This is a genomic window from Rhodoferax sp. P2_H8_2, assembly GCF_056403235.1.
Map to the genome: position 1 here is coordinate 79,068 of NZ_JBFUFW010000006.1, position 20,314 is coordinate 99,381.

General features: G+C 60.0%; 20 protein-coding genes and 1 pseudogene. 16 read left to right on the forward strand and 5 right to left on the reverse strand.

The window, feature by feature from the left end:
• Positions 1-25: 25 nt before the first annotated feature.
• From AC1DV6_RS12340 to AC1DV6_RS12365, 6 genes and pseudogenes are all read left to right on the forward strand, one after another.
• Positions 26-2,248, forward strand: a complete 2,223-nt coding sequence (locus AC1DV6_RS12340) for a RelA/SpoT family protein (protein WP_477977767.1) — start codon at positions 26-28, stop codon at positions 2,246-2,248.
• A complete protein-coding gene (locus AC1DV6_RS12345; protein WP_477977768.1) occupies positions 2,249-3,277 on the forward strand; it encodes a hypothetical protein in 1,029 nt (342 codons plus the stop codon).
• Between the two features lie 387 nt (positions 3,278-3,664).
• Positions 3,665-3,991 (forward strand): annotated as a pseudogene (locus AC1DV6_RS12350) (MotA/TolQ/ExbB proton channel family protein); the annotation flags it as partial.
• Between the two features lie 2 nt (positions 3,992-3,993).
• A complete protein-coding gene (locus AC1DV6_RS12355; RefSeq protein ID WP_477977769.1) occupies positions 3,994-4,431 on the forward strand; it encodes an ExbD/TolR family protein in 438 nt (145 codons plus the stop codon).
• Positions 4,432-4,440: 9 nt separating this feature from the next.
• A complete protein-coding gene (locus AC1DV6_RS12360; RefSeq protein WP_477977770.1) occupies positions 4,441-4,902 on the forward strand; it encodes an ExbD/TolR family protein in 462 nt (153 codons plus the stop codon).
• A 20-nt stretch (positions 4,903-4,922) separates the two neighbouring features.
• On the forward strand, positions 4,923-5,813 hold the full coding sequence (locus tag AC1DV6_RS12365; RefSeq protein WP_477978006.1) for a ketopantoate reductase family protein: 891 nt from the start codon (positions 4,923-4,925) through the stop codon (positions 5,811-5,813).
• A gap of 69 nt (positions 5,814-5,882) precedes the next feature.
• On the opposite strand, the gene AC1DV6_RS12370 is transcribed toward AC1DV6_RS12365, so the two are convergent.
• The 4 genes from AC1DV6_RS12370 to AC1DV6_RS12385 all read right to left on the reverse strand — a co-directional run bounded on the left by AC1DV6_RS12370 (position 5,883) and on the right by AC1DV6_RS12385 (position 9,359).
• Complete coding sequence (locus tag AC1DV6_RS12370) at positions 5,883-6,356, reverse strand: EVE domain-containing protein (RefSeq protein WP_477977771.1); 474 nt, start codon at positions 6,354-6,356, stop codon at positions 5,883-5,885.
• A gap of 17 nt (positions 6,357-6,373) precedes the next feature.
• A complete protein-coding gene (locus tag AC1DV6_RS12375) occupies positions 6,374-6,994 on the reverse strand; it encodes a hypothetical protein (protein WP_477977772.1) in 621 nt (206 codons plus the stop codon).
• 91 nt (positions 6,995-7,085) lie between these two features.
• Entirely contained in the window at positions 7,086-7,739 is a 654-nt protein-coding gene (gene upp, locus AC1DV6_RS12380; protein WP_477977773.1) for a uracil phosphoribosyltransferase, read from the reverse strand.
• A gap of 51 nt (positions 7,740-7,790) precedes the next feature.
• On the reverse strand, positions 7,791-9,359 hold the full coding sequence (locus AC1DV6_RS12385) for a helicase HerA-like domain-containing protein (RefSeq protein WP_477977774.1): 1,569 nt from the start codon (positions 9,357-9,359) through the stop codon (positions 7,791-7,793).
• 58 nt (positions 9,360-9,417) lie between these two features.
• Between AC1DV6_RS12385 and AC1DV6_RS12390 the strand changes: the two genes are divergently transcribed.
• The 10 genes from AC1DV6_RS12390 to AC1DV6_RS12435 all read left to right on the forward strand — a co-directional run bounded on the left by AC1DV6_RS12390 (position 9,418) and on the right by AC1DV6_RS12435 (position 19,307).
• On the forward strand, positions 9,418-10,137 hold the full coding sequence (locus tag AC1DV6_RS12390; RefSeq protein ID WP_477977775.1) for a YebC/PmpR family DNA-binding transcriptional regulator: 720 nt from the start codon (positions 9,418-9,420) through the stop codon (positions 10,135-10,137).
• A 50-nt stretch (positions 10,138-10,187) separates the two neighbouring features.
• A complete protein-coding gene (purD, locus tag AC1DV6_RS12395; protein WP_477977776.1) occupies positions 10,188-11,477 on the forward strand; it encodes a phosphoribosylamine--glycine ligase in 1,290 nt (429 codons plus the stop codon).
• A complete protein-coding gene (hemF, locus tag AC1DV6_RS12400) occupies positions 11,464-12,381 on the forward strand; it encodes an oxygen-dependent coproporphyrinogen oxidase (protein ID WP_477977777.1) in 918 nt (305 codons plus the stop codon). Before purD ends, hemF begins: the two co-directional genes overlap by 14 nt.
• Positions 12,372-12,995, forward strand: a complete 624-nt coding sequence (gene nadD, locus AC1DV6_RS12405; protein ID WP_477977778.1) for a nicotinate-nucleotide adenylyltransferase — start codon at positions 12,372-12,374, stop codon at positions 12,993-12,995. Before hemF ends, nadD begins: the two co-directional genes overlap by 10 nt.
• A complete protein-coding gene (gene rsfS / locus AC1DV6_RS12410) occupies positions 12,995-13,678 on the forward strand; it encodes a ribosome silencing factor (protein ID WP_477977779.1) in 684 nt (227 codons plus the stop codon). The genes nadD and rsfS overlap by 1 nt, the downstream gene beginning before the upstream one ends.
• Before the next feature lie 6 nt (positions 13,679-13,684).
• Positions 13,685-14,152, forward strand: a complete 468-nt coding sequence (gene rlmH / locus AC1DV6_RS12415) for a 23S rRNA (pseudouridine(1915)-N(3))-methyltransferase RlmH (RefSeq protein ID WP_477977780.1) — start codon at positions 13,685-13,687, stop codon at positions 14,150-14,152.
• 5 nt (positions 14,153-14,157) lie between these two features.
• On the forward strand, positions 14,158-14,751 hold the full coding sequence (locus AC1DV6_RS12420) for a Maf family protein (RefSeq protein WP_477977781.1): 594 nt from the start codon (positions 14,158-14,160) through the stop codon (positions 14,749-14,751).
• 84 nt (positions 14,752-14,835) lie between these two features.
• Complete coding sequence (gene rng / locus AC1DV6_RS12425) at positions 14,836-16,311, forward strand: ribonuclease G (RefSeq protein ID WP_477977782.1); 1,476 nt, start codon at positions 14,836-14,838, stop codon at positions 16,309-16,311.
• A gap of 27 nt (positions 16,312-16,338) precedes the next feature.
• Positions 16,339-17,085, forward strand: coding sequence for a polysaccharide deacetylase family protein (locus AC1DV6_RS12430; protein WP_477977783.1), 747 nt, complete (start codon positions 16,339-16,341; stop codon positions 17,083-17,085).
• The gene (locus AC1DV6_RS12435) at positions 17,082-19,307 is read left to right on the forward strand and encodes a glycosyltransferase (RefSeq protein ID WP_477977784.1); all 2,226 of its coding nucleotides are present in this window, start codon (positions 17,082-17,084) and stop codon (positions 19,305-19,307) included. The genes AC1DV6_RS12430 and AC1DV6_RS12435 overlap by 4 nt, the downstream gene beginning before the upstream one ends.
• Here the strand turns inward: AC1DV6_RS12435 and AC1DV6_RS12440 are convergent.
• Positions 19,283-20,314, reverse strand: coding sequence for a glycosyltransferase (locus tag AC1DV6_RS12440; RefSeq protein WP_477977785.1), 1,032 nt, complete (start codon positions 20,312-20,314; stop codon positions 19,283-19,285). The genes AC1DV6_RS12435 and AC1DV6_RS12440 overlap by 25 nt on opposite strands.

A 20,314-nucleotide genomic window follows, 5' to 3' on the forward strand; every position in this document is an offset into this window, starting at 1 on the left:
CAGGGCTGCGGGTTATGCTTTCACCATGAAAAGCCTGTCGGCCGAGTTGCCGGGCCATCTTCCTCCCCAGGTCATCGCTGTTACCGCGCAAAGTCTGCCCGAGCAGGCCGATGCGCTGGCGCGTGCGCGCGCGTTTGCGGAGCCGCTGTTGGCACATGCGTCGCTCGACACAGGCGAGAACGTGTTGCAGCACGCAGATGCAGTGGCCTTCATCTTGCGTCAGATTGGTGGATCGGAAGCGATGCAGGCAGCCAGCTACCTGGTCTATGCGTGCGACCATCTGCACAAGCCGCATGAAGTGATTGCCAAGGCATTCGGTGACAACTTTGCCGACCTAGCGATGGAGACGACCAAGCTGGTGCGCGTACAGCGCATGGCACGGCTAACCCATGCTTCCGCTGGCAATGCAGGCACGGCCGCACCCATGGCACAAACCGCCGCTGCGCAGACCGAGAGCGTGCGCAAGATGCTGCTGGCGTTCTCGCGTGATTTGCGGGTGGTCATGCTGCGACTGGCATCGCGCCTGCAGACGCTCCGCCACTTTGCGGCCAGCAAACTGCCCGTGCCACCTGGCTTGGCAGCCGAGGCGCTGCAGGTGTTTGCGCCACTAGCAAACCGCTTGGGCATCTGGGAAATCAAATGGGAAATGGAAGACCTGTCTTTCCGTTTTCTGGAGCCGGAAACTTACAAACAGGTTGCCAAGCTGCTTGATGAAAAGCGTGCGGAGCGCGAAGCTTCGGTAGAGCACCTGCGCCAAGAACTTGCCAACGAACTGGCTGCGCAAAACATCGCTGCCACGGTGCAAGGGCGGCCCAAACACATTTACAGCATCGTCAAGAAGATGCGCGGCAAGTCGCTGGGTTTTGATCAGGTGTACGACATCCGTGCACTTCGGATCATTGTCGGCACCGTGCCAGAGTGCTATGCCGCCCTGAGTTGGGTACACAACCAGTATTCACCCGTTACCGAAGAGTTTGACGACTACATTGCCAAGCCGAAACCCAATGGCTACCAGTCCTTGCACACGGTAGTGCGTGATGCAACCGGATTGCCTATTGAAGTGCAGGTGCGCACGCAGGCCATGCATGACCATGCGGAGCTGGGCGTCGCTGCGCACTGGGCCTACAAGGAGGCGGGTGCCAAAGGCTATGCGGGCAGCGTGACCGCATCCAGCGAATACGACGCCAAGATCGCCGTGCTGCGCCAGCTCTTGGCCTGGGAGCGCGATCTATCGGGAGAAGCACAGGGTGCAGCGGTGTTTGATGACCGCATCTATGTGCTGACGCCAGATGCTGCCATTGTCGAGTTGCCACAGGGTGCAACTGCCGTGGACTTTGCCTACAGCGTGCACACCAGCTTGGGCCACCGCTGCCGCGGTGCGCGCATCGATGGCGCAATGGTGCCACTGAATACGCCGCTGAAAAACGGACAGACTGTCGAAGTAACGACAGTGAAGGAGGGCGGTCCGTCGCGCGACTGGCTGAACCCCGAGTTGGGCTTTCTGGTCAGCCATCGGGCGCGGGCCAAGGTTCGCGCCTGGTTCAATGCGCTGGCGATCGGCGAGACGGTTGCCAAGGGGCGCGAGGCGGTAGAAAAGCTGCTGCAACGTGAAGGCAAAACGGCCGTCAAATTGGAAGACCTGGCGTCGCAACTTGGTTTCAACTCTGCCGAAGCACTGTTTGAAGTGGTGGGTAAAGACGAGTTCTCGCTGCGCAACATCGAAATCGTGCTGCGCCCACCTGAAACTGCGCAGGCGCCCGACGAAGTGCATCTAAAGAAGCCGCGTTCCGCATCGGGCAAGGGCGGTGTACTGGTGGTGGGCGTGGATTCGCTGATGACCCAGTTGGCGAAATGTTGCACGCCCGCGCCGCCGGATTTGATCAGTGGTTTTGTGACGCGTGGCAAAGGCGTCAGCGTGCACCGCTCGGATTGCTCCAATTTGCGCAATATGGTGGCGCGCAGTGGCGACCGTGTGATTGAGGTCGCGTGGGGCCAAGGCAAGAGCGCCGAGGGTACGGTGTATCCGGTCGATGTGGCGGTCGAGGCGACGGATCGCCAAGGCCTGCTGCGCGACATATCGGAAGTGTTTGCCAAGGAAAAGATGAACGTGATTGGGGTACAGACACAGACAGTCAAAGGCACGGCCTGGATGACGTTCACAGTGGAAGTACACGAGTCCGGCCGTCTGTCCAAAGTATTGGGCGTCGTGGCAGATTTGGCGGGCGTGCGTTCCGCGCGGAGAAGGTAAGTGATAGATCCGCTCGCAGCCTTTAGCCTGCCGCGCCAGCGCTTGTCCAAGCAGGCGATGGTGATGGTGGGGGCATTGCATATTGCATTGCTGTGGGGAATCCTGCAGAGCGGTACCGCGGTGCAGGCCACGCGCCAGGTAGTTATCCAGTATTTCTCGCCGATCACGCAGCTGCGCGAGAAGCCCGCACCGCAGCCGGTGCAGGCCGTGACACCGGCACCCAAGCCCATCCCGGTCGTTGTGCCGCCACCGCCGCGCGTGGAAGCTCCGCCACCACCGGTAGAGCAGGCGCCTGCTCCCATCATCCAGAGAATGGAAGCGGTGACCCCGCAGCGCGCGACGGTCAAGATTCAGGACATCAAGCCGCAGGTAGACACCCGGCGCGTGCCAGAGCTGACCAGTACGCGCATTGATCAAGTGCTGACCCCCGTGCCCGTGTTGCCGACACCGGAGCCGGTGCCAGTGCCCAAACCGGTCCCGGTTCCTGAACCCGTACCTGTAGCGCCACCGGTGCCAACGCCGCCGCCAGCGCCAGCGCCAGCGCCAGTACCTGAGCCGGTCGCACCCCTCGCTCCAGCGCCTGCTGTGGTGCCCGCGCCAGCACCACTACCCGCTGCAGTGCCAGCGCCAGCGCCAGCGCCTGTGGCCGCACCTGCGGCACCACCCGCCGCGGTCGCTGCCCCCGCACGGGCGACTGCGATTACGCCTGTGGAGAGCCGTGCCGCACCGGCTGGTGCCGCAGGTGGCACCGGTACTGCGAGCCCTGGCGTTGCACAGCCCGCGCCGGGTGCTGCCCCCGGAGGATCGGGCCTGAATCTCAATTTCAACTACAAGCCCAGTGGCGGCGGACGGCAAAAGACAGCGGCCGAAATGGCCAACGAACAACTCAACGGTACCGGGCGCAGGGACAAACTGGCCGAATCAGTCAATGCTGCGGAAAAGCCGGACTGCATCAACTCTGGTCAGGCATTGGGCCTGTTGGCGCCTGTGTTGGTCATTGCCAATGTGGTGCGCGACAAATGCAAATAGTCAGAACATGATTTCGAAAAAGGACACTCCATGAATCCAAGCAATCCTTATGGCCTCAGTGTTGTCTGGGGGCAGGGCGATCTGGTCGCGCGCACTACGCTTGTTTTGCTGGCGCTGATGTCGCTGCTGAGCTGGTATGTGATCCTTGCCAAGCTGCTGGAGCAGCGTAAACAGGAGCGCCAGGCATTGGCAGCGCGGGCGGCCTTTGCGGGTGCGGGCTCCTTGCAAAAGGGCGCGACAGCCCTGGACAAGGAGAGCCCGTTTCGCTTTCTGGTTGACTCTGCGATGGACGCGCTGCGCAAGTACGAAAGTCTCGCCGGTCAGGTCGACGTAGCCAGCTGGCTGAGCCAGGACATTGTGCGCAACGTCGGTACGCTGGGCATGCGCATGCAATCGGGTTTGTCGGTGCTGGCGACCATTGGCTCCACTGCGCCATTCGTAGGCCTGTTCGGTACCGTCTGGGGCATCTACAACGCACTGGTGACGATTGGTGCCACCGGGCAGGCCTCCATCGACAAGGTGGCTGGTCCGGTCGGTGAAGCGCTGATCATGACGGCGCTGGGCTTGGCGGTAGCCGTGCCTGCCGTATTGGGCTACAACTGGTTGATGCGGCGCAACCGCATCGCCATGCATTCGGTCAAGGGCTTTGGCTCGGACTTGCACACGTTGCTGCTGATTGAGATTGAAAAGAGCCAACGGGGCAGGGCCGCCTGACCATGGCGATTAACTTTGAGGCCGCTGGTGCGGCCGACGGCTGGGACGGTGAAGACGAGATGCTGTCCGAGATCAACACCACGCCGCTGGTCGACGTGATGTTGGTGTTGCTGATCATCTTTTTGATCACGATTCCGGTGGTCAACGCCGCAGTCGCCGTCAAGCTGCCGCGCCAGGTCAACCAGTTGCGCGAAGCGCTGCCCGAGACGGTGATCATCTCTGTCGATGCTACGGGCGCCAATTATTGGTTTGATGCGAAGCTGGCTGACACGGCGCTGCTGCAGGAGCGGCTGGCAAAGATTGCAGCCTTGTCGCCGCAGCCCGAAGTGCATATCCGCGCCGATGCCCGCACCGACTACGCGGCCGTCGCCAAAGTGGTGCTGGCTTGCCAGCAGGCGGGCATTGCGCGTATTGGTTTCCTGACCGAGCCTCCCAACTGAGGGCGCACCATGGCCATTGACTTTGATGATGCGCAAGACGGGATGGATGCAGAAGTAGCACCCAGCATGAATACGACGCCGCTGATCGACGTGTTGCTGGTGTTGCTGGTAATGCTGATCATCACGATACCGATTCAGCTGCACTCGGTGCGCATGGATTTGCCCGCGGGCTTGCCGCCCGCCGATGCCCCGGTGCCCGTCGTTGTGAAGCTGGACGTTGCCATCGACAGCAAAATCACCTGGAACGGCGAGGCAGTGCCGGACCAGAATGACCTGCAAGTCCGCCTGCAGACGGCAGCACAGCAAACAGAGCAGCCTGAAATCCATGTGCATGCGAATGCCAAAACCCCCTATGACACGGTGGCCGCCGTGTTGACCGCGGCGCAGAAGCACGGCCTGATGAAAATTGGTGTCGTCGGGCTGGATGAATACGCAACACCAGTCTCGGCTGTCTCTTCCAGTACACCATGACCTCCACCATTGCCAACCCTTTGAAAGTTGCTGTGATGGGCGCGGGCGCAGTCGGCTGCTACTTCGGCGGCATGCTGGCCCGTGCCGGCCACACAGTCACGCTGATCGCCCGGCCTGAGCATGTGCAAGCCATTGAACGCGATGGCCTGCGCATGGAGACCAAGACCTTTGATGAACAGGTGCGGTTGCAAGCCAGTATCGAGGCCAGCGCAGTGCAGGGTGCCGATGTCGTGCTGTTCTGCGTCAAATCCCCGGATACGGAATCCGCTGGCGCGCAGATCCTGCCGCATCTGGCACCCAAAGCGCTGGTGCTGTGTTTGCAAAACGGTGTGGACAACGCGGAACGCCTGAGCACGGTGCTGCCTGCACACACGGTGGCCGCGGCCGTGGTCTATGTCGCCACGGAAATGGCGGGGCCGGGCCATGTGAAGCACCATGGCCGGGGCGATCTGGTGATTGAGCCTGCCGCCGCCAGTGCTGCGTCCGCATTGGCTGCCGCAGGGATTGGGGCCGAGGTGTCGGACAACGTGCGCGGGGCCTTGTGGCTCAAGCTGATTCTGAATTGCGCCTACAACGCGGTCTCGGCGATCAGCCAGTTGCCCTATGGCAAGACGGCGGTGGGCGAGGGTGTGCAGGACGTGATGCGCGACGTGGTCAACGAATGTCTGGCGGTGGCGAAGGCGGAGGGTGTCACGGTGGCAGGCGATGTGGACGCTTCGGTGCGCATGATTGCTGAAGCCATGCCAGGGCAGTTTTCTTCTACCGCACAAGACCTCGCGCGTGGCAAGAAGAGCGAGATCGATTACCTCAATGGTCTGGTGGTGCGCCGCGGGCAGGCGATGGGAATCGCGACTCCCGCAAATCGGGTGCTGTGGTCGCTGGTGAAGTTATTGGAGTCCAAAACGGCCTGATGGTGTTTCGGAGGTTGCTACATATTTGGTAGCTGCTCACGCATTTGCTGCGGTCTTTGCAGGCTTTTTTTATAAATCTTCGCAGTCCAGCCATTTCAAGATGGTGCGCCAGTGTTTGGGCTCCACCGGAGTGATCGACAGGCGATTGCCCTTCTTCAGCACGATCAGCTCCCCCAGCGCGGCATCGGCACGCATCTCGGGCAATGTCAGGTTGCGCGTTTTGCGCACCATTTGCACATCGACCAGCAGCCAGCGCGGCGCTTCGGGTTTGGAGGCCGCGTCGTAGTAGTGGGATTTGGGATCGAACTGGGTCGGGTCGGGGTAGGCGGTGGATGCCACGCGTGCGATCCCCACGATACCGGGCTCGGCGCAACTGGAGTGGTAGAACAGCACGCCGTCACCCACGCGCATGCCATCGCGCATGAAGTTGCGGGCCTGGTAGTTGCGCACGCCGGTCCATGCAACGGTGGATTGGGGGGCGGCGAGAGCATCGTCGACAGACACCTCGCTGGGCTCAGACTTCATCAACCAGTAGCTTGCCATGCTGGCCCCTCTGTTGCTTATTCCGCGGTGCGGCCCTTCAGCTTGTTCCACAGCGACTTGGCCATCGAGGGCTTGGGCTCGGCTTCCTGGGTGCGCGCTTCGATTTCCCGGCGTTCTTCCATGGAACCAGGCACCTTGATCATGCGGCCCAGTGCCAACTGGCGGCGCAATCTGCGCAGCAGCAGTTCCGCTGCCGGGTCGGTTTTGCACTTTTCGATGAAGTCTGGCGTCAGCTTGAAATCCAGGCACTCCAGGTCAACGGAGGTCCCTGCAGCGACCCGGGCGTTGCCAGCACGCAAACCGTCCATGCCATACAGCGTGGGCCATGCGATCAGGTGCAGGTTCAGCGTGTTCGCAGCGTAAGGGGTGAATGTCACTTCTTCATCATGCAGCTGGATAGCTCCGTGGAACTTGAAAGTCAGCGCGACTTCGGGCTGTGCGGTGTAGTGCAGCTTCAAATCCCGGTTCAGGCTGAAATTGGCGCAGCCGTCCGGGTCATTGCTCCAGATATAGCCAGTGCGTGCAATGCTTAGCGCCGCCTGTGCGCTGGTCAGGTGGTAAATGGTGCGCAAACGCAGCTGGGTTTCGGCATCCAGCTGTGTAAAACGGACTTTTGATTTTGATTTTGTATCTAACATGGGTTGTTCCCTGAAACTACGCGGTTGCTGGGGCTATGTATAGCAGATGAGCCCTTACCCTGCCAGTTCCAGGTGGCAACAGTGTGTAAATTCACTGGGTACCGAAAATGCGATCACCCGCATCGCCCAGGCCCGGCATGATGTAGCCGTGGTCGTTCAGCCCGCGGTCGATGGCGGCGGTGAAGATGCGTACGTCGGGGTGTTCCTTGTACATGGTGTTGATGCCTTCGGGGCAGGTCAGCAGGCACAGGAACTTGATCGATTTGGGCTTGCAGGCCTTCAGGCGGGCGACCGCGGCAGCGGCGGAATTGCCGGTGGCCAGCATCGGGTCGACCACCACCACGTCGCGCTCTTCCATGTTGCTGGGCATCTTGAAGTAGTACTCGACCGCCTGCAGGGTTTTGGGGTCGCGGTACAGGCCGACATGTCCTACGCGTGCGCCAGGCACGACGGAGAGCACGCCGTCCAGAATGCCGTTGCCGGCGCGCAGCACGCTCGCAAACACCAGCTTCTTGCCATCGATGACCTTGCCAGTCGTTTTCTCCAGCGGGGTCTCGATTTCCAGGTCCTGCAGCGGCATGTCGCGGCACACCTCGTAAATCATCAGGCCAGCCAGTTCGTTGAGCAGGCGTCTAAAGCTGCTGGTGCTGGCTTCTTTCTTGCGCATCAGGGTGAGCTTGTGCTGCACCAGCGGGTGGTCGATCAATGTGACATTGGCGCGGGCTGCGGGGTCTATGGTGACCATGTTCTTATTCCTTGTTGGTTTTATGAATAGGGTGATTGTCGCAAGGTAGCCCTAGCGACGGCTTCCGCCCAGGATGCTGCCCAGCACGCCGCGAATGATCTGGCGGCCGACTTCACGGCCGATCGAGCTGGCGGCGCTTTTGACCATTTGCTCGCCCACGCTGGCACGCGAGCGGCGGGCGCCGCCGCCCAGCATGTCGCCAATGCTGTCCAGAATGCCTTTTTCGGGTACTGGCGCGGGTTCGGCGGCGGCCTTGCCACGACCGGCGGAGCGGGTGGGGGCAGCGTCCGCATTAGCGGGCTGCGCATCAATGCGGCTTTGGGTGCGGCCTTTCAGCGCTTCAAATGCAGACTCACGGTCCACAACCTTTTCGTAGACGCCAGCAACGATGGATCCATCCAGCAGTGCTTTGCGCTGCGGCGGCGTGATCGGGCCGATCTGGCTGGACGGCGGCAGTACAAACACGCGCTCGGTCAGACATGGCCGGCCCTTCTCGTCCATCAGGCTGACCAGCGCTTCGCCCACGCCCAGTTCGGTGATCGCGGTGGCGACATCCAGCCCAGGGTTGGCGCGCATGGTCTCGGCCGCCGATTTGACGGCTTTCTGGTCGCGCGGCGTGAACGCCCGCAGCGCGTGCTGCACGCGGTTGCCCAGTTGGGCCAGCACAGTATCGGGAATGTCCAACGGGTTTTGCGTGACGAAGAACACGCCCACGCCCTTGGAGCGCACCAGACGCACCACCAGTTCAATGCGCTCAACCAGCACCTTGGGCGCGTCGTTGAACAGTAAATGGGCTTCGTCAAAGAAGAACACCAGCTTGGGCTTGTCCAGATCGCCAACTTCGGGTAATGCCTCGAACAGTTCCGACAGCATCCACAGCAAAAAGGTCGCATACAGGCGCGGCGATTGCATCAGCTTGTCGGCGGCGAGGATGTTGACGACGCCCTTGCCCGAGCCATCGGTCTGCATGAAATCGGCGATATTGAGCATGGGCTCGCCAAAGAACTTGTCTCCGCCTTGCTCCTCGATCTGCATCAACCCGCGCTGGATCGCACCAATGCTGGCGGCGCTGATGTTGCCGTATTCGGTGGTGTACTGGGCCGCGTTGTCGCCTACGTCCTGGCACATCGCGCGCAGGTCTTTCATGTCCAACAACAACAGGCCGTCGTCATCGGCAATCTTGAATACCAGTTGCAGCACACCGGCCTGGGTTTCGTTAAGGTTCAGCATGCGGGCCAACAGCAACGGTCCCAGATCGCTGACCGTGGCGCGCACCGGGTGGCCTTGCTCGCCAAAAACGTCCCACAACGTGGTTGGGTAAGCGGCAGATTCGGGCGTATCAATCACGCGCTCTTTGAGCACCTTGGCCAGTTTTTCGCTGATGACGCCCTTTTGCGAGATGCCGGTGAGGTCTCCCTTGATGTCTGCCATGAAGACCGGCACGCCCAGGTTCGAAAAGCCTTCGGCCAGGGTTTGCAGCGTGATGGTTTTACCGGTGCCGGTAGCGCCGGTGATGAGGCCGTGGCGGTTCGCCTTGTCGGGTCGCAGGAAACACTGGACAGTGTCTTTGCCGTTCTGGCGTTGCGCGATCAGGATGCCGTCGTCAGTGATGGATGCCATTGGGAGCCTCAAAAGTACAATTCAGCCGATAGCGTAACGAATAATCAAAGGGTATCAAGTGGCAGGACACAGCAAATGGGCCAATATTCAGCACCGCAAGGGCAGGCAGGATGAAAAGCGAGGCAAGATCTGGACCCGCATCGTCCGCGAAATCACCGTAGCGGCACGTGCCGCAGGCGGTGACCCCGCGATGAATCCCCGTTTGCGCTTGGCGATTGAGAAGGCCAAGGCGGCCAATATGCCCGCCGACCGCGTCAAATACAACGTCGACAAGGCTACCGGCTCGTTGGACGGCATCAGCTATGAAGAAATTCGCTACGAGGGCTACGGCATCGGTGGCGCGGCCATCATCATCGACACGATGACTGACAACAAGGTGCGCACCGTGGCGAATGTGCGCCATGCGTTCAGCAAGAATGGCGGCAATATGGGTACCGAAGGCTCGGTAGCCTTCCAGTTCAAGCACTGCGGCCAGCTGATCTTTGCGCCCGGCACCAATGAAGACAAGGTCATGGAAGTGGCACTGGAAGCGGGCGCCGAAGACGTGATCACCGACGACGATGGTGCGATTGAGGTGCTGACCGCGTTTGCAGACTATGAAGGCGTGAAGGCAGCCCTGGAAGCGGCAGGGCTGACTGCTGAAGTGGCCGGGGTCACGATGCGTCCGGAAAACACCATTGAGCTGTCCGGCGATGACGCTGAACGCATGCAGAAGCTGCTCGATGCTCTGGAAGACCTGGACGATGCACAAGAGATTTATCACAACGCAGCTCTCTGAGCGCATTGCGGGACAGATCTTTAGCTCTGTCCCCAACTGATTAGGACAATATGAAAGTACTCGTTATTGGTGGCGGTGGCCGGGAACACGCGATGGCCTGGAAGCTGGCACAGTCCCCCAAGGTGCAGATGGTTTATGTGGCGCCCGGCAACGGCGGTACGGCCGCCGATGTGCGCTTGCAGAACATTGACATTACGGATGTCGTGGCGCTGCGTGAATGGGCGATCGAAAACAAGATTGGTCTGACGGTGGTTGGTCCCGAGGTGCCTCTGGCCGCAGGTGTGGTGGACGAATTCCGCGCGCATGGCCAACGCATTTTTGGCCCTACCAAAGCTGCCGCCCAACTGGAAAGCTCCAAGGCTTTCAGCAAGGCCTTTATGCGCCGCCACGGCATTCCTACCGCTGAATACGCAACCTTCTCCGATCCTGTTGCGGCCCATGCCTATGTCGACAAGATGGGCGCGCCCACCGTGGTCAAGGCCGACGGCCTGGCCGCTGGCAAGGGCGTGGTGGTTGCAATGACCGTGGAAGAAGCGCATGCCGCGATTGACTTCATGTTGGTCGACAACACCTTGGGCGTGAAGCACAACGACGGTGGTGCGCGCGTCGTGATCGAAGAGTTTCTCGAAGGCGAAGAAGCCAGCTTCATCGTAATGGTGGATGGCAAGAACGTGCTGCCTCTGGCCACCAGCCAGGACCACAAGCGCCTGAAAGACGCTGACCAAGGCCCGAACACCGGCGGCATGGGCGCGTATTCGCCCGCACCGGTGGTGACGCCTGATATCCACGCCAAGGCCATGCGCGAAATCATTTTGCCAACGGTTAAAGGCATGGAGGCCGATGGCATTCCGTTCAGCGGCTTTCTGTATGCAGGTCTGATGATCGACAAGAACGGCCAGCCCAAGACGCTGGAGTTCAACTGCCGCATGGGCGATCCCGAGACCCAGCCCATCATGATGCGGCTGAAGACCGATCTGGTGGATGTGCTGTGGGCCGCCACCGAGCCGGGCGCACATGGCAAGCTCGACGAGATCGAGCTGCAATGGGACCGCCGCACCGCTTTAGGCGTTGTGATTGCCGCGCCGGGCTACCCGGAAAGCCCACGCAAGGGCGATGTGATCACCGGTATTCCGAAAGACGCAGAAGACGCTGCGGTTTTCCACGCAGGCACGACATTGACCGACGGTGTACTGAAATCCTCCGGCGGGCGTGTGCTGTGCGTGACCGCGCTGGCTGATAGCGTGCGCCAGGCGCAGCAGCGCGCTTACCAGGTGGTGCAAGAGATTCACTTTGACGGTATGCAATACCGCAGCGACATTGGCTACCGTGCAGTCAAGTGACAACGCGCTGGTGCGCAGCTACCTGACCGGCTTGCAGTCGCGCATCACTAGTGCGATTGCCGCGATGGATGGCCAAGCGTTTCTGACCGATGCGTGGGAGAAGCCGCCGGGTGAACCCTTGCAGGGCAGCGGCATCACGATGATTCTGGAAGGCGGCGCAGTGTTCGAGCGCGCTGGCTGCGGCTTCTCGCATGTGCGTGGCCCGAAGTTGCCGCCATCGGCGACCCAACACCGGCCTGAGCTGTCGGGTGCACCGTTTGAGGCGATGGGCGTCTCGCTGGTGTTCCATCCACGCAATCCCTATGCACCCACCGTGCACATGAATGTGCGCATGCTATCGGCCAAGGCGCCGGACGGCACCGACGTTCGCTGGTTTGGCGGCGGCATGGACTTGACACCGATCTATGGGTTTGAAGAGGATGCGCAGCATTTCCATCGCACCTGCCGCGATGCGTTGACGCCGTTTGGCGACGACAAATACCCGCGTTTCAAGACCTGGTGCGATGACTACTTCTTCCTGAAACACCGCAACGAGCCGCGAGGCATTGGCGGTGTTTTCTTTGACGATTTTTCTGAGCTAGGCCCGCAACGCAGTTTCGAGATGCTGCAAGCGGTGGGCGATGCGTTCCTTACGGCGTATCTACCCATCGCCGAGCGGCGCAAAGACATGCCTTACGGCGAGCGCGAGCGGGAGTTCCAGTTGTACCGCCGCGGCCGCTATGTGGAGTTCAACCTGGTCTGGGACCGGGGCACGCATTTTGGGCTGCAGTCTGGCGGGCGAACTGAGTCGATTTTGTTATCGATGCCGCCGCACGCAAGCTGGTCGTACCAGAATGTGCCAGAGGCAGGCACACCGGAAGACGCGCTCTACCGGCAATTCCTGGTGCGAAGGGAATGGGTGTGAGTGAAAAATCTGCATCGCCCCAACGCATTGGCGTGTTGGGAGGTGCGTTTGATCCGCCGCATCGGGTGCATGTGGCATTGGCGGAGGCCGCCTGTGCGCAGTTTCAACTCGATGTGCTGCATGTGGTCCCCACGGGTGACGCTTGGCACAAGACTCGTACGCTGACGGCGGCAGAGCACCGTGTGGCCATGACGCGCCTGGCGTTTGCCGATGTGCCCCAGGCGGTGGTCGATACGCGGGAAATCGCGCGCAGTGGGCCTACGTATACCGTGGACACTTTGCGCGAGCTAAAGGCCGAATACCCCAATGCCCAGCTCTACCTGATCATGGGCGCAGACCAGGCCCGGGCGTTGACCACCTGGCGCAATTGGGAAGAGGTCACACGGCTTGCTATAATTTGTGTAGCTGCTCGCGCACCATTGATGGGCGCAAACGATGCTTTTGGCACTGATTTCCCGCCCGATGTCCAAGTTCACCGCATAGATATGCCGGTATCTGACTTGAGCGCCACCCGAATCCGCACGCAACTGGCAGCGCACACCAGCGTCAGCCCTCTGGTTTTTGATACCGTTGCGCGTTATATTGCTTTACATCACCTCTATCTGACCCCCTGATGAACACTCCTACCGCCGTAAAAAAAGACATCCAGAAACTCCAGCGGGCCATCGTGGACGGTCTGGAAGACGTCAAAGCCCAGGACATCGTGGTGTTCGACACCGAGCACCTGTCATCGCTTTTCGAGCGGGTCATCATTGCCTCTGGTACCAGCAACCGCCAGACCAAGGCGCTGGCTGCCAGCGTGCGCGATGCCGTACGTGAAGGCGGTTTCCCCAAGCCCCGTATTGAAGGCGAAGGCAACGGCGAATGGATCATCGTGGACTGCGCGCAGGCCGTGGTGCACATCTTCCAACCCACATTCCGCCAGTACTACCATCTCGAAGAACTTTGGGGCGAGAAGCCTGTACGTTTGAAGTTGGGCGCTGCCAAGCCCGAAGCGCGCCAGGCCGAGAAACCTGTCGCCAAGACGCCTGCCAAGAACGCACCTGAGCCGAGCATGCGCCGCTCCAGCGCTGCGAAGAAGGGTGTGGAAGAGGCTTTCCCGTCCAAGGCTGCACTAAAGAAGGCTGCTGCCAAGGCCGCTCCGGCCAAGAAAGCTCCCGCAAAGCGGGCTGCTCCCAAAGGTTCTGTGGTGAAAACTGCAGCCAAGACCATGGTGGTGAAGGCCCCGGCAAAGACCGTAGCGAAAGCCGCTGCCAAAAAAGCGGCGCCCAAGAAGCCAGCCCCCCGCAAAGCCTGATAGCCCGTGAGGCTGCTGATTGTTGCGGTCGGCCAGAAAGTCCCTGACTGGGCCCAGACCGCTTGGGACGACTACGCCAAGCGCTTTCCTTTTGAGCTGAAGGTCGAACTCAAGACCGTGAAGACCGAGCCTCGGGGCTCCAAGACCGTAGAGCAACTCTATGCGGCGGAGCGCAAACGTATTGAAGAGGCCATCCCCAAGGGCACGCGCATTGTTGCGCTGGACGAGCGTGGAACCAATTTGCGAACAACGGCGTTGGCCGAGCGTTTGAAGGATTGGCAGCTCGGTGGTGGCGACGTAGCATTGGTTATCGGCGGACCCGACGGGCTGGACCCGGAGTTTCGCCAGGCCGCCCATGAACGGATCCGTCTGTCCGACTTGACCTTGCCACACGCGATGGTGCGGGTATTGCTGATTGAACAGTTGTACCGCGCCTGGTCCATCAACGCCAACCACCCTTACCACCGAGAGTAGGCCCATTGACTGATTCCATCTATCTTGCATCACAAAGCCCACGCCGCAGTGAACTGTTGAAGCAGCTCGGTATCAAGCATGAGCTACTGTTGCCGGACGCGTCCGAAGACGCCGAGGCCCTGGAAGCTGTGTTGCCCAAAGAGGCGCCCAGAACCTATGTGCAGCGTGTAACCGCTCTTAAATTAGTAGCGGCTCGCGCACGTCTGGAGCGCGCTGGACTGCCAAAACGTCCCATTTTGTGCGCAGACACCACGGTTGCGCTGGGACGTCACATTCTGGGCAAGCCGATCGACGCAAACGATGCGATCCACATGTTGGGCGAACTCTCGGGTCGGACGCACCGCGTTTTGACTGCTGTCGCCATTGGCTTTGGAGACAGGACAGTACAGGCCGTCAGTGATTCCCTGGTGACCTTCCACATGATGAGCAACGAGGAGATTGCAGACTATGTCGCCAGCGGCGAGCCCATGGGCAAGGCGGGCTCGTACGGTGTGCAGGGCAGGGCGGCAGCCTTTATCTCCTGCATCCACGGCAGCTACACTGGCATCATGGGACTGCCGCTGTTTGAAACCAACGAACTTCTGAAAAGCCTGCGCTGATATGACCCCCACACTCCACCGCTACGCGGGTCGTTGCCCCCCAAGGGGGCTAATTTTCCTTGGGGCGGCCCGGCGGAAAATTGTATGCAGCAAGATATTCTGATCAACTGGTCGCCGCAGGAAACGCGGGTGGCGATCGTCGAGCATGGCGCGGTGCAGGAGCTGCACGTGGAGCGCACTCTCGAGCGCGGGCTGGTTGGCAATGTCTACTTGGGCAAAGTAGCGCGCGTGTTGCCGGGCATGCAGTCGGCCTTTATCGACATTGGGCTGGAACGCGCAGCGTTCCTGCACGTGGCGGATGTCTGGCATCCGCCAGCGGAAGGCGAATCGCTGAGCATGGCGCGCAATACGCAACCGGTGATTCCCATTGAGCGGCAGGTGTTTGAAGGCCAGTCGCTGATGGTGCAAGTCATCAAGGACCCGATTGGCACCAAGGGTGCGCGCCTGTCCACGCAGATCAGCATTGCGGGTCGCTTGCTGGTGTTTCTGCCGCAGGACGACCACATAGGCGTATCGCAAAAAATACCTACCGCGCAACGCGATGAGTTGCGCACGCGCATGCAAAGCCTTGTGGGCAGCCAGGGCGGCGGCTTCATTCTGCGCACCAACGGTGAAGACGCGTCCGACGCGGAACTGTCTGAAGACATCAGCTACCTGCGCAAAGCTTGGGCACGCATCAAGGATGCGTCGTTGCGTCTGCCACCGCAAAGTCTGCTGCATCAGGATTTGAATCTGCTGCAGCGCGTGCTGCGTGACATGGTCGGAGAGGGAACACAAACGATCCGTGTCGATTCACGTGAGCAGTTCGATGCTTTGCAGGCTTTTGGTGCTGAGTTCATGCCCATGGCCGCAGAGAAATTGCAGCACTACAAGGGCGAGCGTCCAATCTTTGATCTCTACGCGATCGATGAAGAAATCGCCCGCGCGCTTGGTCGGCGCGTTGAGTTGAAGTCTGGTGGCTATGTGATCGTGGACCAGACCGAAGCGTTGACCACGGTGGATGTGAATACCGGCGGTTTTGTCGGTGCGCGCAACTTTGACGATACGATTTTCAAGACCAATCTGGAGGCGGCCCAAGCCATTGCCCGTCAGCTGCGCCTGCGCAATCTGGGCGGCATCATCATTGTGGACTTCATTGACATGGTGCGTGAGGACCACCGTGAGGCGGTGCTGGGCGAGTTCAAGAAGCAGTTGGCTCGCGACCGGGTCAAGACCATGGCGGGAGGTTTCTCACAGCTGGGCCTGGTGGAAATGACCCGCAAGCGTACGCGCGAATCGCTGGCGCACATGCTGTGCGAACCATGCCCAGCCTGCGAAGGCAAAGGTATTGCCAAGACAGCGCGCAGTGTGGCCTATGACATCTTCCGCGAGATTCTGCGCGAAGCGCGCCAGTTTAATCCGCGTGAATTCCGTGTGGTGGCCTCTCCCAAAGTTATCGAACTGTTTTTGGACGAAGAGAGCCAGCATTTGGCGGGCTTGTCGGAGTTCATTGGCAAGCCGGTGTCGCTGCAAAGCGAGGCCGCCATGGGCCAGGAACAATACGACATCGTTCTTCTCTAGCCCACGCTGGCTGGCCAGGCATTGACCGTGACACCCGTAACCCGCAACTCGTCGCCGATTCCCATTCTGACGTACCACCAGGTAGCCGCTGCGCCACCCAAGGGCACGCCTTATCGCAGCCTAGTCGTGGCACCGGAGGACTTTGCCTGGCAGATGGCTTTCTTGCGTTTGCTGGGATACCAGGGTTTGTCGATGACCGCCTTGATGCCCTATCTGCGCGGGGAAAAGACGGGGAAAGTGGTTGGCATTACCTTTGACGATGGTTACCTGAACAACCTGACCAATGCGCTACCGGCCCTGCGGCGTAACGGTTTCAGCGCGACCTGTTACATCGTGAGTCAATTGGCGGGCCGCACCAACGAGTGGGACCACGATGTAGGCATTCCACCGAGCAAGCTGATGGATGCCAACCAATTGCAGCAATGGGTTGCAGGTGGCCAAGAAATCGGGGGCCATACACGTCACCATGTGCACTTGAACGCATTGGATGCAGCGGCTTGCCGCGCAGAAATTACTGGCTGCAAATCGGAGCTTGAAGCCATGGTGGGCGGGGTTGTGAACCATTTTTGCTATCCCTATGGCGAATACGAAACGCAGCATGCGGACATGGCGCGCGAATCGGGATACCTGACCACCACCACCACGCAGCGCAGCCGTTGCCATGCAGGGGAAGACATGCAGCGATTGCCGCGTGTACCCGTGGTGCGGCGAACCAGCTTGTTTAGTCTGTGGATGAAGCTGCATACACGCTACGAAGATCGGAAGCGCGCATGACGTCTGCAACTGGCGAAGCGGAAGAGAAGCGCTTGCGCATCGCAGTGCTGAACCGGATTTTCAAATCAACTGGTGGCGGAGCAGAGCGGTATTCGATCGCGCTGGTGGAACAACTCGCTGCCCGGCACGAGATACACGTTTTCGCGCAACACATTGAGCACCAGTGGCCGGGTGTGACATACCACCGGATCGGGCAGGCCATCGCGCGTCCACGCTGGATCAATCAACTCTGGTTTGCATTTGCCACATGGCGGGCAACACGCAAAGGCTTTGACGTGGTGCACTCGCATGAGAACACCTGGCATGGACAGGTACAGACGGTGCATGTACTGCCCCTCAAGTACACGCTGTTTCATGGCCGCACTGGGGGTAGTCTGGCCCTGCGCTGGCTTAAGGTGGTGACCAGCCCGCGACTGCTGACCTATCTGGCGTTGGAACACTTTCGCTATGCACGCCAAGCCGGCCGCACCGTAGTGCCAGCGTCGTCTACGCTGCAGGCGGTCATGGCAACCACCTATCCAGAAACGTTATATGCCATGCGGGTGGTCACGCCCGGTGTTGCCGACGTGCCCGGACTTGCCAGCGCCACTGAAAAGCTGGAGGCCCGCAGGCAACTGGGGCTACCGCTGGAGGGGGCTTGTGTCCTGTTCGTAGGAAACGATTACCGGAAAAAAGGATTGCCAAGCTTGCTGCAGGCCATGCAATCCTTGCCATCAGCGTGCTACTTGGCGGTGGTGGGCAATGCGCAGCAGATTGCAGGCTTGAGGGACGAAGTAGCTGCCTTGGGCTTGGCAGATCGCGTCTTTTTTCTCGGCGCGCTGGTGCATGTGGACATCGCATACCAGGCTGCAGATTGCCTGGCACATCCAACCCTGGAAGATACCTTCGCCATGGTGGTGCTCGAAGCCATGGCGCGCGGCTTGCCTGTGGTGGTCAGCGACAAGCGCTATTGCGGTATCTCGGAGTTGCTGACGGACCAGGCCAATGCCTTGATTTTGGCCAATCCAGCAGATGTTGCCGAGATCGCACTGGCACTGAACCGGGTCTTGTTCGATGCCCTAACAAGAACGGCACTGAGCGATGCCGGATGCAGGTTTGCCAGTCAGCACCAATGGACGCAATCCGCACGGCAGCAGGAACGCATTTACAGGCACGCCGCGGGTCTGCATCCCCGACAAGTGCTGCTGCTTGATGCGGGCCGGAAGCGCTTGAATGCAGGCCCCAAGGCCCGTCTGGACACCGCCATATTTCTGGCGGAGCTGGGTTTTGAGGTAGTGACCGTACCGCAAAGCCGGTCACGCCATGTTCGCAAGTGGATCAGTCTGTATTTGCGATATCTGCCCCAATTGAATTTGCCGCGTAACGCAGTGGTCTGGTGCCAGTTTCCGCCGGAATCCACCACCATGATTGTTCTGGAGCAAGCGCGTCAGCACGGCTTGCAGACCGTGGCATTCATCCATGATTTGGAAGGTCTGAAACCCGCCAGCCCAAACTGGACGCGTGTCCGTGAGGAACTGGATGAGGTTCGTAAATACACCAAGGTGTTGTCGCTGAACAAAAAAATCAGTGCCATCCTGCTCAGTTACGGCATCAACGCCGCGGCGGAGTTGGAGTGCTGGGATTACCACTGTGAAGGATCGGCTGTCGGTGCAGTGCCTGCGGACGGCCCGTTCAGGGTCGTCTACGCTGGCAACCTGTCGTCCTACAAGTCTGGATTTATCTACCAGTTGGGCGCCTTCCCGAATGTGAAATTTGAGCTGTTTGGCCAGGGTCTGGATAGCGGGTATTCGTTGCCTGACAACATCCGGTTTATGGGTGCGTTCAATCCTGACACACCGCCACAGTGGGTGGGGAAATACTTTGGATTGATTTGGGATGGCGTGAGCACCGAGGCCTGTATGGGCAATTACGGTGCTTACCTGGCATTCAATACGCCGCACAAGGCCGCGCTGTATTTGTCCAGGAACATGCCAGTCATCGTCTGGCGCGAGGCTTGCATTGCACCGCTGATCGAAGAACACCAGGCTGGTTTGCTGGTCTCCAGCCTGAACGAGCTGGAAGACCAATTGGCCACGTTGACACCAGCCAAGTACCAAGCCTTGAAGCGCGGTGCGACGGCACTGGGCGAGCAGGTCCGCAGTGGCCACTTCATCCAACGCGCTGCGCTAAAGGTCATCAGCGGCGCGGTTCCAGCAGATCAGATGCCAGCAAAGAGTACATAGCGCAAGTCTTTGCTAAAGGCCTGAGCGCTGACGCCACCTTCCTCCCAACCTGCATAGGCATGCTCCACGCGCAGTCGACGCAAAACACCGAGCCGTTGCGTCAAGGGATTTTCCGGGTCATAGATGCGGGCGCGGCGTGTGTAGATATCTGCAAAGCGGAGGTAACGTGCGGAAGCTGCGTGTAGATCAGCGCAGGCCGCAGTCGTTGCGTCCTGACTGATGTCCTGCAGCAAGCGGGCGCATTCCTCAAACAAGGCAGCGCGCTGCTGGTATTGCACGCGCATGCGCGCCAGTCTCTCCCGGATGCGTTGCGCCAGATTTCCAGATTTCCGTTGTTTGGCCGCGTGCACAGTCGTGTTGCTCTCATGTCGGCGGTACTGGACCAAACTTTCAGGAATGAATACGACATCACCGACTATCTCTGCAATGAAAAGTATCCAGGTGTCGTGCGCAGCGGGCAGGTCGTAGGTATTCGGGTCGCTGGGCCGACGGTCCCAAGGGCAAGCCAGCAACAGCTCGCGTTTGAAGACCATCGCAAAGCCAGGTATATTGTGAAAAGGCTCACTAGTCAGCTTGGCAAGTGCACGGCCCTGTGCAACCTTCGGGTAATACTGACCGGTGGCGCGAAGTTCGGCATCCACGACCTGTCCTTGATGCACTATCAGGCTTGCTGTCGGGTTGCCAGCGATTGCCTCGGCCACACGTTGCAGTTTGGTGGGCAGCCACGCATCATCCTGGTCGCAAAAGCCGACCCATTCACCGGTACATAGGTTGGCGCAGTGAAGGAAGTTTTCCCTATAGCCCAAGCGCGTCGCGTTGCGGTGAATGTGAACGGGAAAAGGAGCCCGTGCGGCAAATTTTTGCAAGATTGCAAGCGTGTCGTCCGTCGATCCATCGTCGCAAACAACGCACTCCCACGGCATAAGGCTTTGCAATAACAGACTGTCGAGCTGCTCTGCCAGGTACTTCTCGCCGTTGTAGGTCGCAAGCGCTACGGATATACGCAT